Here is a 17,433-nt window from a genome sequence, read left to right as displayed (position 1 = left end):
GTTAATTTGAAGGAAAGATATTGTGTTATTACATTTCATTCTACTTATCAGGCGCTACGATTTGAAAAAATTTTAAAAGAAAATAATTGCGAAGTACGGTTGATTCCAGTACCTAGGCAAGTAAGTACTAGCTGTGGTACAGCAGGTGAAATTCCCTGTAATGATAAGGAGATAATTTTAAGGATATGTCGTGAAAATTATATAGACTATGGTGAATTTCACTGTATAGAAAAAGAAGCTAAACCTAGCTGGTATACAAAATTAATTAAAAGAGAAAAATGTTAATCTATTATGAAAAGGTAGTTTTATTGCTCTAGCTTTTATAGTTATTATATAATCCTAAAATTTTTGTTATATCTAAAGCAATTATGGTATAATCCAAGTATATACTTAGATTTTGGCAAAAAGATGTGAGGGAGGAAAAAGTATGAAGGAAGAGCAGAAAATATTGTTAGAAAGTGGAACAAATGAATTAGAAATTGTAGAATTTAAAATAGGTGAAAATTTTTTTGGAATTAATGTTGCGAAGGTAAAGGAAATAATTCCGTTTTCGAAAGTAACCAATATACCAAAGGCTCATCCATGTGTTAAAGGAATTTTTAAGCCGAGAGAAACAATAGTGACTGTTGTAGACCTCCCTAAGTACTTAAGTATTCAGTCTGAAGAAGATGAGTCAAATAACTTATTTATAATTTCTCATTTTAATAAGATTTCAGTAGCTTTTCAGGTTCATAAGGTAGTAGGTATTCATAGATTTTCTTGGGAGCAGATGGAGAAACCAGATAATACAATTTATGGTGGTGTAGAGGGAGTAGCCACTGGAATTGTTAAAAAGGATGAAAGGTTAATTATTATACTTGACTTTGAAAAAATCTTGACAGATATTAGTCCTAATACAGGGATTCAACTTTCAGAAATAAAGGAGATGGGTCCTAGACAAAGAAGTAATAAGCCGATAATTGTAGCAGAAGACTCTGAAATGCTTTCAAAAATATTAGTTCAAGCTTTAAATGAAGCAGGTTATAGTAATCTTATGGTTACTAATAATGGTAGAGAAGCATGGGACTTGCTCGAGAGATTTAGAGTAGATAAGTCGAAATCATTAAAAGAGCATGTATCCTGTATTATTACAGATATAGAAATGCCTAAAATGGATGGACATCATTTAACAAAGCTTGTTAAGAGTGATGAAGACTTGGCTGAAATACCGGTAATAATATTTTCTTCCTTAATTTCTGATGATATGATGAGAAAAGGTGAGGGCTTAGGAGCGGATGCTCAAGTTACTAAACCAGAGATTGGGAACTTGGTAGGAGTTATAGATAAATTGATAATGAAATAAAAGAATCAAAGCAGCTCACTAATCTATTGTAACTAATGAGCTGCTTTAAATTTATTATTTGATTAACTGTATAGCATTTAGTAACTTAGGTATTACTTGTTTTTTTCTTGATACAACTTCCTTAGCAAATACACCTTGTTCATCTATAACTTCAAATGCAGATGGTATCACACTATTGTGTTTACATTGATATAAAATATAGGAACCTTCTTTTAAAATGTCTGTAACTAATAATAATGTAATGTCATAATTCATTCTTTTGTGTACCTTTTTAATATAATTAATAAAAAGATCTTTTCTATTGAAGACATCATCAATATCTAGTGTAAACACTTGACTAATTCCAGTTTTAAATGTTTCTAATTGAAACTCTTTAAAGTCCTTATAGAAGACTTCTTCTATACTTTGACCTTCTAGAGATGTACCGAATTTAAACATATCCATTGCGAAGTCATCAATATTCAGCTCTACAATCCTATTTAGTTCTTCTACAGCTTTTTTATCGATATCTGTTGTTGTAGGAGATTTAAATAGCAAAGTATCTGATAGAATCCCCGATAACAATGCTCCCGCAATATCAAATGGAATTTCAATATTATGCTCTCTGTACATCCAAAACACTATTGTACATGTGCTTCCTACAGGATTATTTCTAAAGTTAATTGGCATTGATGTGGAAATATCTCCAATTTTATGGTGATCAATTATTTCTAATATGTCTGCTTCATCAAGACCTTCAGCACTTTGACTATATTCGTTATGATCCACTAATATTACTTTTTTTCTTGTAGGATTCATAATATGGTTTCTATTAATAAATCCTAAAAACTTACTCTCATTATCAATAACAGGATAATTTCTAAAATGACTATGGCTAAGCTCATCCTTTACTTCATCTATATATTCCATTTCATTAAACTTAATTATATTTTGTGTTCTCATAATTCGACTAGTATAATTACACATATTTATAACTTTAGAAATATAATAAGTATCTTTTGGTACTAAAATCATTGTAATATTGTTGATTTCAGCTAAATCTATGTATTTCTGCGGTATATCATTACCACCAGTAATAATGATTAACTGTACTTTCGACATAATAGCACATTCTATAATATCATATCTATCACCAACAATAACAATATCGTTTTCACCTAAGAGGCCTTCTATGGTTTTATAATAATATGCTACTACCGATACATGGCCATTAAAAAACTCTTTATTACCAGATAAAACTTTACCTTTTAGATCGTGAACGAGATTTTCTAAAGAAGTTTCTAAATGATAAAAATCTCCATGTATAAGTCCCATAGCAATATTTTTCATGCTTATAATTCCAAGAAGTTTATTATCTTCGTCTACTACCCCTACAGTTTCTAATGAATTATCTTCCATTAGATTATATGTAGAAAGTATAGATTTTTTAGGTGATATTCCTTTAGCAAAATCATATTGTAAATCCTTTACTTGTATTTTAACATCGGAGATATATTTAGGTATCGGTAGTTGAAAATAGTCTAAAACATATTGACTTTCCTTACTTATATTTCCTAGAACACAAGGCATTGTATTAGAACCAAGTTGATTTTTTAAATAAGAAAGGGCAATAGCCGAAGCCACTGAGTCAGTATCAGGACTCTTGTGCCCAAAAACTAAAATAGACATTGTGAACCTCCTTAAAAACTCTTATTTCATCATTTAAGTATTATATCAAAAAATAATTAAAATAGAATCCTATTTAAAAAAGATTATTTTTTTTGAAAACAGAGGCAATATAGATTAATTAGTAAACAAAGTCTCAGTTTATATGGAGTCATAGAATTTTTAGCTATCATATAAGATGAGAACTATGTTCTCAGTCTTTTTTAGGTTTAGCTTTATTAATATATCTTCTTGATAAATTGAAAAATTTTGCAGTCCTAGTTACACTAGGTTTCATAATAAAAGCGATGGACTTTAATATAAATTTCTGAGATAATAATATATTAATAAATCCTTTTAGTCTTGGGTGTTTTTCAATATAAAGGGTGCGACCACCTTGAGAAATGTTAATTCCTGTAGATTTTTTTAATAATCCAGGAACTTTTAAAATAACTGTAAATGGAGTAATTATAATTATTTCTATAATACTTACTTTAATAAAATGTTTTTTGTTTTTTGTAAGTTTTAAATTAACGAGTAGGTCGATAATGAATATTGCCATAATAAATAAATCAAATTTATTAATAAAACGAATAGTTTTTTCGTTAAATTCAAAAATAATATCCCAAATAGATAAAAGCATAATTATTAAAGACAGTAAAACCATCAGAATTTTATATATTCGTGCTAATGTTTGTAATGATCGGTTACGTGGATCTGTTTCTAACAAAAGATACCCTCCTAGCATTATTTAATTAATATGTTAGTAAAAATCTATTAATATATTGTACCACAGAAGTCGATTTAATAGCATCAGACGATTTTTATTATTTGTATTGAACATTTTTAAAATACTAATATAAAGAGGAAGAGGTGTTTTAAATGGAAAAATTTGTTCCAGAAATAAAGTTGAAGCTTAGAGATAGAATAGTAGATGTGCCTCGAGTAATTTCGAAGGCAAGTGGAATAAGGATATTAGGAAAGCGGATAAAATCTATTTTATTTTCTACAGATGTTGCTATTATAAAAAATACTAATGCCGATGCAATTATTGCAGTCTATCCTTTTACTCCTCAACTATCTATTACACAGGCTATATTAGAAGTTGCTACTGTCCCAGTGTTTTGTGGTGTTGGTGGCGGATTAACAACAGGCCAAAGATCGATAGGCATAGCGCTACAAGCTGAACTTATGGGGGCCTATGGGGTGGTTGTGAATGGACCTATGGAAAAAGAAGTAATTGCAGAAATGAATGAAAAAATTGATATCCCAATTATATCTACAATTGTCTCAGAATATGATGATTACCTAGGAAAATTAGAGGCTGGTGCAAGAATTTTTAATGTTTCTGGGGGCGCTAATACGGCAAATATTGTAGAACAAATCAGAAAAAAGTTTCCTGACGTACCTATTATAGCTACTGGAGGACCAACAGAAGAAAGTATAGAAAAAACAATAGCGGCAGGAGCTAATGCAATAACATATACTCCGCCATCTACTGCGGATCTCTTTACTGAAGTAATGCAAAGATATAGAGATAATGTAAAAAAATAAATAGAAGGTGTAAAAACGATTAGTTTTTACACCTTCTATTTATTTATTTTCCTAATTTAGCGTATGATAAATGCAAAAAAGTAAAATAATAGAAATGTATTGATCCTTTTATATAAAACAAAGAGAAAAGGAGAGTAGACATGGCTAAGAAAAGAAAAACAATGGATGGTAATGAGGCAGCTGCTTATATATCTTATGCTTTTACTGATGTGGCAGCCATATATCCTATTACCCCATCTTCTTCTATGGCAGAAGGTGTAGATGAATGGGCAGCCCATGGTAAAAAGAACATATTTGGACAACCAGTAAGGGTAGCAGAGCTTCAATCTGAGGCAGGGGCTGCTGGTGCAGTACATGGTTCATTGCAGGCTGGTGCGTTAACAACAACATATACGGCTTCTCAAGGACTACTACTTATGATTCCAAATATGTATAAGATGGCAGGTGAACTCCTTCCAGCGGTATTTCACGTAAGCGCTAGAGCTATTGCGACTCATGCTTTATCTATATTTGGAGATCATCAAGACGTAATGGCAACTAGACAAACAGGATTTGCATTACTATCCTCTGCTAGTGTACAAGAAGCAATGGACTTAGCAGGAGTAGCACATTTATCAGCTATTAAAGGTAGAGTGCCATTTTTGCATTTCTTCGATGGATTTAGAACATCTCATGAATATCAAAACATAGAAGTTATGGAATATGAGGATTTAGAAAAGTTATTGGATTATGAAGCATTAAAACAATTTAAAAAGAGGGCATTAAACCCTGAACATCCTGTACTTAGAGGAACAGCACAAAATCCAGATATTTATTTTCAAGGTAGGGAAGCTGCAAATCGCTTTTATAATGAAGTTCCAGATATTGTTGCGAACTATATGGATGAAATCAGTAAAATTACCGGAAGAGAATATAAGCCTTTTACATATTATGGTGCTAAGGATGCTGAAAATATTGTTGTTGCAATGGGATCTGTATGCGAAACAACGGAAGAAGTTGTGGATTACTTAAACAAAAAAGGAGAAAAGGTTGGAGTTGTAAAGGTACATCTATATAGACCTTTCAGCGAAAAATATTTCTTTAATGTATTCCCAAAATCAGTAAAGAAAATTGCAGTATTAGATAGAACAAAAGAACCAGGATCATTAGGTGAGCCTCTATATGAAGATATTAGAAACCTATTCTATGGAAAAGATAATCAACCTATTATTGTTGGTGGAAGATACGGATTAGGATCAAAAGATACTACACCTTCACAAATTGTAGCAGTATTTAAAAATTTAAAAAATAGCAACCCTAAAGATGGCTTTACTATTGGAATAGTAGATGATATAACTAATACATCTCTTTTGGAAGAAGACATTATAGAAACTTCTCCAGAGGGCACCATTAAATGTAAGTTCTGGGGGCTAGGCTCTGATGGTACAGTAGGAGCTAATAAAACTGCTGTTAAAATTATAGGAGATAAAACTGATTTATATGCACAAGCCTATTTCTCTTACGATAGTAAAAAATCTGGAGGAACTACGATTTCACACTTGAGATTTGGTAAGAAACCTATAAAATCACCTTATTTAATTTATAATTCAGATTTTATTGCATGTCATAACAGCTCCTATGTATATCACTACGATCTATTAAAGGGGCTAAAGGAAAAGGGTACATTTGTATTGAATTGTCCTTGGTCAGTTGAAGAATTAGATGAAAAAATTCCAGCAGCTATTAAAAGAGCTATTGCTCAGAAAAATATTAATTTCTACATTATTGATGCAGTAGGAATTGCTAGGGAAATAGGCTTAGGTGGAAGAATAAATATGATTATGCAATCTGCCTTCTTTAAACTAGCTGAGGTTATTCCAATGGAAGATGCAGTTAAATACCTAAAAGAAGCTATAGTAGATACCTATGGTAAAAAGGGCGAAAAAATCGTAGAAATGAATTACAATGCGGTAGATAAAGGAGCACAGGGTCTTGTAAAAGTAGATGTTCCTACTAGTTGGGCAGATGCAAAAATTAAAGACCTGCCAATAAAAGACGAACCAGACTTTGTTAAGAGAATACAAAGACCTATGGCTAGACATGAGGGAGACGAATTGCCTGTAAGTGCATTTAAAGGAATGGAAGATGGAACCTACCCTTTAGGAACAACATCTTATGAAAAGCGGGGCATTGCTGTAATGATACCTCAATGGCAAACAGAAAAATGTATTCAATGTAATCAATGTTCCTATGTTTGCCCTCATGCGGTTATTAGGCCATTTCTTCTTGATAAAGAAGAGATGAACAAAAAACCTAATACTTTTGAAACTAAAGAGGCAATTGGTAAGGGCTTAGAAGGTTTAGGCTATCGTATTCAAATAAGTCCATTAGATTGTACTGGATGCTCTAACTGTGCTGATATTTGCCCAGCGCCAGGAAAAGCATTAGTTATGGTGGATGCAGAGAAGGAAATAGTTAGACAGGCTGAAAATTGGGAGTATGCTATTGCTAATATTAAATATAAATCTGACCTAATGGATAGAAAATCTGTAAAAGGAAGTCAGTTTGCAATGCCTTTGTTAGAGTTCTCAGGAGCTTGTGCTGGATGCGGGGAAACTGCCTATATAAAACTGCTTACTCAGCTTTATGGTGATAGAATGATGATTGCAAATGCCACTGGTTGTTCTTCAATTTGGGGTGCTAGTTCTCCATCTATGGCCTATTCAACACTGCCTTGTGGTAGAGGGCCATCCTGGGCTAATTCTTTATTTGAAGATAATGCAGAGTTTGGATATGGTATGGCATTAGCATCTAGACAGGCTAGAGATAAAATAGCTAGTTTAATGGAAGAAGGAATAAATTCAGATTTAGATGAAGACTGTAAAAACCTATTTAGACAATGGTTAATACACAAAGATGATGGAGAAAAAACTAAAGAAGTCACTAAAGAATTATTAGAAGTGATAAATACACATAATCATAAAGAACATCCAATTGTAAAGGAAATTTTAGATCGTAAAGATCATCTAGTTAAAAAATCGATTTGGGCTATTGGTGGAGATGGATGGGCGTATGATATTGGCTATGGTGGAGTGGATCATGTATTAGCTTCAGGGGAAGACATAAATATATTAGTAATGGATACAGAGGTATACTCAAATACTGGAGGGCAAGCTTCTAAAGCAACACCAACAGCTGCAGTAGCTAAATTTGCTGCTTCAGGTAAAAAAATACGGAAAAAAGATCTTAGTTTAATGCTTACTACATATGGATATGTTTATGTAGCAAAGGTTGCACTAGGAGCTAATATGAACCAACTTGTAAAAGCCATTACAGAAGCAGAGTCTTATAAAGGACCATCGATTATTATTTGTTATGCACCATGTATTAGTCACGGTATTAAAAGTGGAATGGGTACCTCTGTTAGACAAGAAAAGAAGGCAGTGGAAGCTGGATACTGGCATTTATTCAGATTTAATCCTGAACTAAAAAAACAAGGTAAAAATCCATTTATACTAGATTCTAAAGAACCAATAGCATCATTTAAAGAGTTTATTCATAGCGAAATCAGATATTCTCAAATTATGAATACATTCCCACATCTCGCAGATGAACTGTTTAGTGCAGCAGAGGAAGATGCGAAAGAAAGATATGCTACCTATAAACGATTAGCAGAAATGAAATATGAATAAATAGATACAGGCCAACTATTATTAATAGTTGGCCTGTATTATAGTTTAATATTTATATCTTACTGAAGGTATTTATTAAGTATTATAGTTTAATATTTATATCTTACTGAAGGTATTTATTAAGTATTATAGAATAATATCTTAATTAGAGTGAAGAGTACTGAAATTATATCTATGTTCCATATTAAAATGGGGGAGTTAAAATGGGAAGGTATTCAAAACAGATACTGTTTGATGAAATAGGAGAACAAGGACAGAAAAAACTTAGTGAATCAAAAGTAGTTGTTATTGGCTGTGGAGCTCTTGGAACAGTAATTGCAAACAACCTTGCAAGATCTGGAGTAGGCTATATAAGGATTGTTGATAGAGACTATATTGAACTGTCTAATTTGCAGAGACAAATATTGTTCGATGAGGAAGATATCAAAAATAACTTGCCTAAGGCTATTGCTGCGGAATATAAGCTAAAAAAAATTAATACTAACATAATTGTGGATAGTATTATAAAGGATGTAAACTCAAACAATATATTAACAATATGTAAAGATATGGACTTAATATTAGACGCAACAGATAATTTAAATATACGATATCTTATTAACGATGCATCTATAAAATTAAATATACCTTGGATATATGGTGCTGTTATTGGAAGTACTGGAATGACCCATACTATTATTCCTAAACAAACACCATGTTTAAGATGTATTATGCCAGATATACCTCCAGCTGGATCTGTAGACAGCTGTGATCTAGTAGGGGTACTAAATAGTATTGTAAATATTATAGCATCTATTCAATCTACAGAGGCTATAAAACTATTGATCGGAAAAACAGAGGCTGTAATAAAAGATTTAAGGTATATAGATGTTTGGAATAATGATTTTGAGGTTATAAAAATAAATTATAAAGAAGATTGTCCAGCTTGTAGTAACAATAAACTGGAGTTTCTTAATCGTAATTCACAAGATGTAATTTTTTTATGCGGTAAGGATAGTGTACAAGTAAACCCTATGAATAATGATATTTCTGCAGATAGTATTGTGAGCAGATTAGAATCTACAGGAATAGAAGTGAGAAGAAACAATTTCTTTTTAAAATTTGAAGTTGAAGGTATTGAGTTTACTTTGTTTTATGATGGCAGAGCAATACTCAAAAATATTTCTGATACTATAAAAGCAAAAATATTATACGGAAAGTATATAGGTTTTTAGTATAGAAAATAAGAGACAAGGTAAATCATTTATCTTGTCTCTTATTTTAACTAGTATATCTTCAATTATAGCTAAAAATTTATTTATTTTTGATTAGTATCTACCCATTCCTTAGCATTTCTTACTTCTGTTTCATTGGGAATAGGCACCCTCGATACACTCTTGAGGTGATCTATATTTGCCCAGGCTGCAGTTATATGATTTTCAATAGGCATAGCCATGTGTTTTTCTTTGGATTTATTTTTTGCCATATAATCACTCCTTTATAGTTAGTATTTTCATATAGAACAAAATCTATTAGAAACAATATTAGGAAGTATTTAGGGTAATTACATAGTCTAGTTTGATAGAGCCAAACATTGACAATATTATAAAAAATTTATAACATTATGTAATAGCTATATGAAAAAATGACTTTTAAAAGGGAGAATATGTTTAAATGGAGAGAAACTTAGTAGGGATTATAATTTCTTTTGCTTTTATATTTATACTTATTGGTATTGCTACTGTTTTGGAAAAAAGAAATAAATTATCTAAAGAAGGAACTAGAAAATTAATTCATATTGGAGTATCTAATTGGTGGATTATTGCTATGATTTACTTTGATAATATATGGTATGCGATAATTTTACCATCGGTTTTTATTATTATTAATTATTTATCATATCGGTTTCAACTAATTAATGCTATGGAACGTAAAAGTGGAAGTAATGATTTGGGAACGGTATATTTTCCTATCTCGCTTTTAATTTTAGTAATTTTTACATTTGGTATTATAAAAATACCATATATAGGAGCATTAGGTACATTGATAATGGGTTATGGTGATGGTTTAGCAGCAATAATAGGTAAAAAATTTGGAAAAAGCAAATATTATGTTTTTAATAATGAAAAATCTTTTGAGGGAACACTAACTATGTTTATTGCTTCTCTGTTAGTATGTTTTTTAATCTTTACTATTTACTCACCTAATATTATTCTTTTTAAGAGTTTAGTAATAGCTGTATTTGCTACAATATTGGAAGGTTTTTCTCCTTGGGGTTTTGATAATTTAACAGTCCCTATTTTTTCTAGTTTATTGTACTATATATTATTTTTTTAGGAGTGAGTATTAATGCAACTTATTGTTGGATCAATAATAACTTTTTTAGTAGTAATTATGGCATATATGAAAAAGTCTTTAAATAAGAGTGGATTTGTAGCAGCTTTTATATTAGGTACATCTATTTATTATTTTGGTGGATTTTATTTTTGGGGTATTATGATAAGTTTCTTCGCATCCTCTTCATTATTTACAAAATATAGGAAAAAAGAAAAGAAAAGTATGGATAAAATAATAGACGAAAATAAAGAAGGTAGAGGGTATATTCAGGTAATCGCTAATGGACTTTTGGGTCTTGTATTTTCATTTCTATATTATAAAACTAAAAACTATAATTATTTAATGGCGTATGCTGCAGTATTTGCGGCATCTAATGCAGATACTTGGGCATCTGAGATAGGCGTATTAAGTAATAAAAAGCCTGTATCAATAATTACTTTTAAGCCAATGGAAAAGGGAATGTCAGGAGGTGTTACACTTCTTGGTACTATTTTTTCACTTTTAGGTTCTAGTTTAATTGCAACTATATTTTTTGGTGGGTATATAATATTGTTTAAATTCGATAGGACTTTGCCTATAAAAACCATGATTATAGTTATTGCTGGATTTATGGGAGCTTTAATTGATAGTATTTTAGGGGCGACTATACAAGTAAAATATATAGATGAGAGGGAGAATATTATTACTGAAAGAAAGTTTTATAAAGGTAAGCAAACGAAATATCTAAAGGGAATAAGGTTTATTAACAATGATATCGTCAATTTTTTGAGTGGTTTATTTGCTTCTTTAATAGTATTATTGTTTATAACTATAGTAAAATAAAACCTATAGGAATTGCTTTATATATGAAAAAATTCTTGATTATAAACTATAAAGGTGATACAATTACTAGGAAAGAAAATAAATCTTTAATGCAGTCCCGTGAGGCTGGCAAGGTTATAATAATAGACTTAGTTACTAATCATAGTATAAGTATAACTTCTTGCGCCTCATGTAAGAAGTTTTTTTATTGTAATAAGGAAGTAAACTTTTCAAATTGTTGAGGGTTTTAACACCTTTAAATCGGTTCTGTGAGACCGAAAAGGGAGAAAAATAATATGTTTTCTCCTTTAGTTATGCAATTTTGCAAAAATAAAAGGAGGTTTTTTTATGTCAGTTAATACATTATCTAAAACAACAGAGTCTGTAAAAAAAGAGGTCTATTTAATGGAGAACTTTAAAAAAGCTATATTAGCCATTCAACATTTAATTGCTATGTTTGGTGCAACTGTATTAGTACCTATACTAACAGGACTGGACCCTTCCGTTGCTCTTGTTGCTGCAGGCACGGGGACCTTAATATTCCACTTTGTAACTAAAAGAAAAGTGCCAGTATTTTTAGGATCATCATTTGCGTTTATAGGTGTTATTATGCAAGTAAAAGATAAATTTAATGGAGATTTAAGCTATGCTCAAGGTGGTATTATAGTTGCCGGATTAATTTATGTACTACTATCTTTTATGATTAAGAAAATAGGCGTAGACAATATTCAAAGATTTTTACCTTCACAAGTAGTTGGACCTATGATAGTAGTAATAGGGTTAACTCTAGTGCCAGTAGCTATTGATATGGCTTCTAATCACTATGTTATAGCGGGGGTTACATTAGCTATAGCATTAGGAATCACTTTTTTAGCAAAAGGATTTATTAAGCAATTATCTATTTTAATAGCGGTAGTAGCTGGCTATATCATTTCTGCACAATTAGGAATAATAGACAATAGTCCGATAACACAAGCTGCTTTAATAGCTATACCAAACTTCACATTACCTAAATTTGATATAGGTGCAATATCAATAATAGCCCCTATAGTATTGGCAGTTTTTATGGAACATGTGGGAGACATTACAACAAATGGAGAAGTAGTTGGACATAACTTTATAGAGGATCCAGGATTAAATAGAACATTGCTCGGAGACGGATTGGCTACATTATTTGCAGGCTTGATTGGTGGTCCTGCTAATACAACTTATGGTGAGAATACTGGAGTATTGGCAATTACCAAGAACTATGATCCATCAATATTAAGACTAGCAGCTGTGTTTGCAATTATACTTGGATTTGTTGCAAAAGTAGGTGGATTTTTAAGATCAATACCAGTTCCGGTTATGGGCGGTATTAGTTTAATGCTCTTTAGTATGATAGCTCTAGTAGGTGTAAATACAATTAGAAATAGTAAGGTTAAATTTAACGTAAAGAACATCATAGTAATGGCGACTATTTTAATACTAGGACTAGGGGCAGGATTTATTGAAAAACATACAGGACTAGCTATAGGAATTCCAATAACTGAAACTATAAAAATAGAGGGATTAAGTCTTGCGGCAATAATGGGTGTAACATTAAATACATTATTAAATAGAAAATAGTAGGACTAAATATAATCAAATCCTCTTTAAAAGCTAATTATTAGCTTTTAAAGAGGATTTTTAATCAGTATATTATTATTAAATGTAATGAAATTTTGTTACTTAAATGTTATATTGGATATAATTAATATGTCTGTAGAGATATATTATGTAAGGATAAGGAGATGATTTAATGTCAGCTGTGGAAATTAAAAAGGGGATTTATTGGGTAGGTGCAGTAGACTGGGATATTAGAGAGTTTCACGGCCCATCATACCACACTACTAGGGGAACTACATATAATGCATATCTAATTATAGACGATAAAATAACATTAGTAGACCTTGTAGATGCAGACTTTGTAGATGTAATGCTTGATAATATTAGAGAAATCGTTGATCCTAGTAAAATAGATTATGTTGTAGTTAATCATGTGGAACCAGACCACTCTGGTGCCTTCCCAACTCTTATGAAGTATGCTAAAAATGCTAAGGTATTTTGCAGCAAAAATGGTAAGGATGCAATGTTACATCATTATTTTGGTGATTATAGCTATGAAGTTGTAAAAACAGGAGATGTAATTGAGTTAGGAAAAAGAACAATTAAATTTGTTGAGGCGCCAATGCTACACTGGCCAGATAGCATGTTTTCTTATGTAGAAGAAGAATCTTTACTTTTTCCTAACGATGCATTTGGTCAGCATCTAGCTTCTACTGGTAGATTTGATGATGAAAATGATATGTGTACAATAATGGAAGAGGCAAAACGCTATTATGCTAATATTTTAATGCCATTTAGTGCATTGGTGGTTAGGAAAATAGAAGAAATTGTAAAGATGGGACTAAAAATAGATATGATTGCTCCAAGTCACGGTATTATTTGGAGAAGTTCTCCAGAGAAAATTATAGAAAAATATATGCAGTGGGGCAAAGGTGAAACTACAAAGAAAGCTGTAATTGCTTATGACACAATGTGGTTCAGCACAGAAAAAATGGCGAGATCTATTATTGAGGGTTTATCTAGTGAAGGTGTAGAAACAAAGTTATACAAAATATCTAGAAGCGATGTTAATGATATTATGACAGATATTTTAGATGCAAAGGCAGTACTTGTTGCTTCTTCCACAATAAATAATACTATGCTCCCAGATGTAGCTTACTTCCTAGAAGAATTAGTAGGATTAAGGCCAGTAAAGAAAATAGGAGCTTCATTTGGTTCATATGGATGGGGCAAGGGAGCAGTTGCTAATATAGAAAAAAGAATAAAAGATGCAGGTATTAGTATTGTTAAAGAAGGTTTACAAATAAAATATGTTCCTACGGAAGAAGATCTTAAAGCATGTTACGAATTTGGAAAAGAGATTGGAAAAATGATAGAGTAGTATAAATATTGTTGGTATAGCAAAAAAGCTACCTAAATTTAGGTAGCTTTTTTGATTTAAAAGAAATTATGCTGATATTCTCCATTTTCGTCGATCTATATAAAATCCAAAAATACCACCGCATAGACCACCAACTATATGAGTGAGTTGAGAAATATTATCATTTGCAAAAAACACATCTATTATTTCCCTTCCAACAAAAAGAATAATAATTAGAATAAGGGTCAATGGAATTTTACCTTCTTGAGTATTAACAAAGGAGCTAAGTAGAATAAGCATAAATACAATGCCACTTGCACCTAGTAATGCAGTGTCAAACAATAAAATATTTAATATCCCCGTAATAATAGCTGTAATTAACATCATGCGGATTATAACCCGAGAACCATATTTTTCTTCTAAGATAGGGCCTATTAGTAATATAATAAGAAAATTACCTAAAAAGTGCTGTAAATCTGCATGGCCTAACACATGTCCTATAAGTCTAAAATAGAAAAATATATCTGCTAATGAACTCCTGTATACAGAAAAAAGTAAAGCTGTAGAGAAATTACTAGTTAACTGCCCTAGTATTAGAGATATAAAAGATAATATTGTAAAGGTTAGTATGGCAGGTGAGTTATATTGAATTTTTTTTAACATAAGAAAACCTACTTTCTTTAAAAATTGACCTAAAATTTAACAAATCATTCAATATTATTATATATATCATAAAAATGAAAGAAAGGTCAATCTATAAAAAGATTTGGAATTATAAAAATATTACAAATATTTGTACAAAATACGAATTATTTGAAGGATTATAAATTAATTTGTTGAAATTAATTTATAAGAAATAAAAAAGGAGGGATTGCTTTCAAAAATAAAATTTGGTTTTGGTCATTTATAGCTATTATTACGGTTATATCCATAATTACATCCTTTTCAAAGGCCACTCCACAAAAAGCCTATAGAGAAGATGCTATAACTATACGGGTAGCAGGGGACGAAAATCATCCTCCTTATGAATATACAGATGAGATTGGAAATTATAAAGGTTTTAATGTTGATATAATAAATGCGTTATCTATAGAGTTAGGAATAGATATAGAGTTTATACCAATGAAATGGAGAGATGCTATAGAAGCTCTTGAAAAAAGAGAAGTTGATGCTATACAGGGAATGTCTAAGACAGAAGAAAGACAAAAAAAATTTTTATTCGCTACTCCTACGGTAATTAACTCTCAGTCTATTTTTGTAATGAAGGAAACTAGTATTATTTCAAGTTTAGAAGATTTAGTGGGTTTAAGGGTTGCATTTCAATACGGGGACATAAATCATGAAAACATAATGGATACTTCAGGTATAATTATGCTTCCTAAAAAAAACCAAGAAGAAGCAATAGACGCATTATTAAATGGTGATGCAGATGCTTATATAGGAAATAGGCTTACAGGATTATTTTATTTACAAAAATACAGAAAGTCATTTTTAGTGAAGATGGTAGGCGATCAGATGAATACTGTAGAGTATGGCCCTGTAACTTACAATGGAAATGAAGAGTTAGTTAATTTATTTAATGAAGGAATTGAGCTTTTAAAGAAAAGTGGAACCTATGATAAAATATATGCCAAGTGGTTTGGTCAAGAAGTTATTGATGGAAAAAACATATTAAAAACATATTTAGAAGAAATTATATTATCACTAATAATTATAATAACAGTTTTTTCTCTTTTTATAATTTGGAATAAAAAATTAAAAAAAGAGGTTTCGAAGAGGACAATGGAACTAGAGACTGCAAATAAGGAATTACTATTACATCAACAAAAAATAAATAATCTTGCCTACTATGACTCTGTAACAATGTTACCTAATAGACTTTTTCTTGTAGAAACTTTAAATAAATATATTGAAAATGCTAGTATAGAGAATAGTAGATTTGCAGTTTTGCATCTTGACCTTGATAGATTTAAACATATAAATGATACACTAGGACATAATACGGGCGATAAAGTTCTAAAACTTGTAGGAAAAAGAATAGAAAAGCTCATGGAAAAAGAAGATTTTTTTGCACGTATTGGTGGGGATGAATTTATTATTTTAAAAGGACATATAAATAATGATGCAGAAACAATAGACATGGCAAATGCAATTATTGAAGAATTTAATAGGCCATTTGAAATATCAGGATATCAGTTGTTTTTAACTACTAGTATTGGCATAAGTATATATCCATATGGAGGAGAAAATTCTAACGATCTGATAAAAAACTCTGATATATCAATGTATGTAGCTAAAGGCAATGGTGGAAACTGTTATTATGTTTATAATAAAGCATTAAGCGAAAAACAAATGGAAAATTTAATTTTAATAAATGAACTAAGACAAGCCCTTGAAAATAATGAGTTAATTATGTTTTACCAACCAATAATAGATACTGTAAAGGGGCAAGTTGTAGGCATGGAAGCTTTACTAAGATGGAATAAACCTGAACAAGGGTTTATTAGCCCAGATAAATTTATTCCATTAGCTGAAGAGACAGGATTAATTATACCTATAGGTGAATGGGTGTTAAAAAGCGTTTGTATACAAAATAAAAGATGGATAGATAGAGGTTATAATGCAAAAAGAGTATTTGTTAATATTTCAGCTCGGCAATTCCAACAGAAAGATTTTTTTGAAAAAATAATAACTATTTTAAATGAAACAGGACTGGATCCTAATTATCTTGGTCTTGAAATTACTGAAACTACAGTAGTTCAAGATATAAAATATACTATTGAAATATTAAACAAGCTTAAAGATATAGGTGTAAGTATTTCTATAGATGATTTTGGCACAGGATATTCCAGTTTTAACTACTTAAAAGATATGAAGGTGGATGGACTTAAGATTGATAGGTCTTTTATTGGTGAAACAAATAATAATTGTAGAAAGAGAGCTATTGCAAAAACTATTATACTTTTAGCTCACCAATTGAATTTAACTGTAACTGCAGAAGGTGTAGAAACTAAAGAACAGCTAGAGTTTTTAAAAGAAAATGATTGTGATTATGTTCAAGGATATTATTATAGTAAGCCAATATCAGCGGATGAATTTGAAAAGTTTTTAGATTAACAGATTAAAACAAATTTAACTACCTTGTATTCATAAAATTT

At 30.7% G+C, this 17,433-nt stretch carries 14 protein-coding genes; 10 read left to right on the top strand and 4 right to left on the bottom strand.

All coding sequences use genetic code 11. The features are described from left to right. Positions 1 to 6 precede the first annotated feature (6 nt). Positions 7 to 285, top strand: coding sequence for a DUF3343 domain-containing protein (locus KQI88_RS11200; protein WP_212382201.1), 279 nt, complete (start codon positions 7 to 9; stop codon positions 283 to 285). Between the two features lie 142 nt (positions 286 to 427). Then, complete coding sequence (locus KQI88_RS11195; protein WP_216417365.1) at positions 428 to 1,342, top strand: chemotaxis protein; 915 nt, start codon at positions 428 to 430, stop codon at positions 1,340 to 1,342. A 54-nt stretch (positions 1,343 to 1,396) separates the two neighbouring features. On the opposite strand, the gene KQI88_RS11190 is transcribed toward KQI88_RS11195, so the two are convergent. Further along, positions 1,397 to 3,010, bottom strand: a complete 1,614-nt coding sequence (locus KQI88_RS11190) for a putative manganese-dependent inorganic diphosphatase (protein ID WP_216417363.1) — start codon at positions 3,008 to 3,010, stop codon at positions 1,397 to 1,399. Between the two features lie 190 nt (positions 3,011 to 3,200). Beyond that, positions 3,201 to 3,716: a hypothetical protein gene (locus tag KQI88_RS11185; protein WP_216417361.1), complete on the bottom strand. Its 516-nt coding sequence runs from the start codon at positions 3,714 to 3,716 to the stop codon at positions 3,201 to 3,203. Positions 3,717 to 3,868: 152 nt separating this feature from the next. Between KQI88_RS11185 and KQI88_RS11180 the strand changes: the two genes are divergently transcribed. The 3 genes from KQI88_RS11180 (at position 3,869) to KQI88_RS11170 (ending at position 9,425) form a co-directional block, all read left to right on the top strand. After that, positions 3,869 to 4,540: a beta/alpha barrel domain-containing protein gene (locus tag KQI88_RS11180; protein ID WP_216417360.1), complete on the top strand. Its 672-nt coding sequence runs from the start codon at positions 3,869 to 3,871 to the stop codon at positions 4,538 to 4,540. Positions 4,541 to 4,680: 140 nt separating this feature from the next. Continuing rightward, positions 4,681 to 8,211, top strand: a complete 3,531-nt coding sequence (nifJ, locus tag KQI88_RS11175) for a pyruvate:ferredoxin (flavodoxin) oxidoreductase (RefSeq protein WP_216417359.1) — start codon at positions 4,681 to 4,683, stop codon at positions 8,209 to 8,211. Positions 8,212 to 8,414: 203 nt separating this feature from the next. Next, the gene (locus tag KQI88_RS11170; RefSeq protein WP_216417357.1) at positions 8,415 to 9,425 is read left to right on the top strand and encodes a ThiF family adenylyltransferase; all 1,011 of its coding nucleotides are present in this window, start codon (positions 8,415 to 8,417) and stop codon (positions 9,423 to 9,425) included. An 83-nt stretch (positions 9,426 to 9,508) separates the two neighbouring features. Here the strand turns inward: KQI88_RS11170 and KQI88_RS11165 are convergent, their stop codons facing one another. After that, a complete protein-coding gene (locus KQI88_RS11165; RefSeq protein ID WP_216417355.1) occupies positions 9,509 to 9,676 on the bottom strand; it encodes a CDIF630_02480 family spore surface protein in 168 nt (55 codons plus the stop codon). A 188-nt stretch (positions 9,677 to 9,864) separates the two neighbouring features. Here KQI88_RS11165 and KQI88_RS11160 point away from each other — a divergent pair, with 188 nt between their 5' ends. From KQI88_RS11160 to KQI88_RS11145, 4 genes are all read left to right on the top strand, one after another. After that, on the top strand, positions 9,865 to 10,527 hold the full coding sequence (locus KQI88_RS11160) for a diacylglycerol/polyprenol kinase family protein (RefSeq protein ID WP_216417353.1): 663 nt from the start codon (positions 9,865 to 9,867) through the stop codon (positions 10,525 to 10,527). A 12-nt stretch (positions 10,528 to 10,539) separates the two neighbouring features. Continuing rightward, a complete protein-coding gene (locus tag KQI88_RS11155) occupies positions 10,540 to 11,349 on the top strand; it encodes a DUF92 domain-containing protein (RefSeq protein ID WP_216417351.1) in 810 nt (269 codons plus the stop codon). 384 nt (positions 11,350 to 11,733) lie between these two features. Beyond that, positions 11,734 to 12,936 (top strand): uracil-xanthine permease family protein, encoded by a 1,203-nt coding sequence (locus tag KQI88_RS11150; protein WP_334300610.1) that lies wholly within the window; start codon positions 11,734 to 11,736, stop codon positions 12,934 to 12,936. Positions 12,937 to 13,108: 172 nt separating this feature from the next. Continuing rightward, on the top strand, positions 13,109 to 14,296 hold the full coding sequence (locus KQI88_RS11145; protein WP_216417347.1) for an FprA family A-type flavoprotein: 1,188 nt from the start codon (positions 13,109 to 13,111) through the stop codon (positions 14,294 to 14,296). 66 nt (positions 14,297 to 14,362) lie between these two features. On the opposite strand, the gene KQI88_RS11140 is transcribed toward KQI88_RS11145, so the two are convergent. Beyond that, positions 14,363 to 14,938 carry a rhomboid family intramembrane serine protease gene (locus tag KQI88_RS11140; RefSeq protein WP_216417345.1) on the bottom strand — a complete coding sequence of 192 codons (576 nt, stop codon included), beginning with the start codon at positions 14,936 to 14,938 and terminating at the stop codon, positions 14,363 to 14,365. 186 nt (positions 14,939 to 15,124) lie between these two features. On the opposite strand from KQI88_RS11140, the gene KQI88_RS18495 reads away from it, so the two are divergent. Then, a complete protein-coding gene (locus KQI88_RS18495) occupies positions 15,125 to 17,392 on the top strand; it encodes an EAL domain-containing protein (protein WP_330656226.1) in 2,268 nt (755 codons plus the stop codon). The last annotated feature ends 41 nt before the right edge of the window (positions 17,393 to 17,433 follow it).

The organism is Alkaliphilus flagellatus (assembly GCF_018919215.1).
In the GTDB taxonomy this organism is placed as follows: Bacteria; Bacillota; Clostridia; order Peptostreptococcales; family Natronincolaceae; genus Alkaliphilus_B; species Alkaliphilus_B flagellatus.
The sequence above is the reverse complement of the archived record's forward strand: the minus strand, read 5'-3'. Positions and strand labels throughout refer to the sequence as shown.

What these genes read in the sequence shown, in the direction of transcription:
- KQI88_RS11195 (WP_216417365.1), top strand. Translation starts at nt 428, where the DNA reads ATGAAGGAAGAGCAGAAAATATTGTTAGAAAGTGGAACAAATGAATTA.
- KQI88_RS11190 (WP_216417363.1), bottom strand. Translation starts at nt 3,010, where the DNA reads ATGTCTATTTTAGTTTTTGGGCACAAGAGTCCTGATACTGACTCAGTG.
- KQI88_RS11180 (WP_216417360.1), top strand. Translation starts at nt 3,869, where the DNA reads ATGGAAAAATTTGTTCCAGAAATAAAGTTGAAGCTTAGAGATAGAATA.
- nifJ (WP_216417359.1), top strand. Translation starts at nt 4,681, where the DNA reads ATGGCTAAGAAAAGAAAAACAATGGATGGTAATGAGGCAGCTGCTTAT.
- KQI88_RS11170 (WP_216417357.1), top strand. Translation starts at nt 8,415, where the DNA reads ATGGGAAGGTATTCAAAACAGATACTGTTTGATGAAATAGGAGAACAA.
- KQI88_RS11165 (WP_216417355.1), bottom strand. Translation starts at nt 9,676, where the DNA reads ATGGCAAAAAATAAATCCAAAGAAAAACACATGGCTATGCCTATTGAA.
- KQI88_RS11160 (WP_216417353.1), top strand. Translation starts at nt 9,865, where the DNA reads ATGGAGAGAAACTTAGTAGGGATTATAATTTCTTTTGCTTTTATATTT.
- KQI88_RS11155 (WP_216417351.1), top strand. Translation starts at nt 10,540, where the DNA reads ATGCAACTTATTGTTGGATCAATAATAACTTTTTTAGTAGTAATTATG.
- KQI88_RS11150 (WP_334300610.1), top strand. Translation starts at nt 11,734, where the DNA reads ATGGAGAACTTTAAAAAAGCTATATTAGCCATTCAACATTTAATTGCT.
- KQI88_RS11145 (WP_216417347.1), top strand. Translation starts at nt 13,109, where the DNA reads ATGTCAGCTGTGGAAATTAAAAAGGGGATTTATTGGGTAGGTGCAGTA.
- KQI88_RS11140 (WP_216417345.1), bottom strand. Translation starts at nt 14,938, where the DNA reads ATGTTAAAAAAAATTCAATATAACTCACCTGCCATACTAACCTTTACA.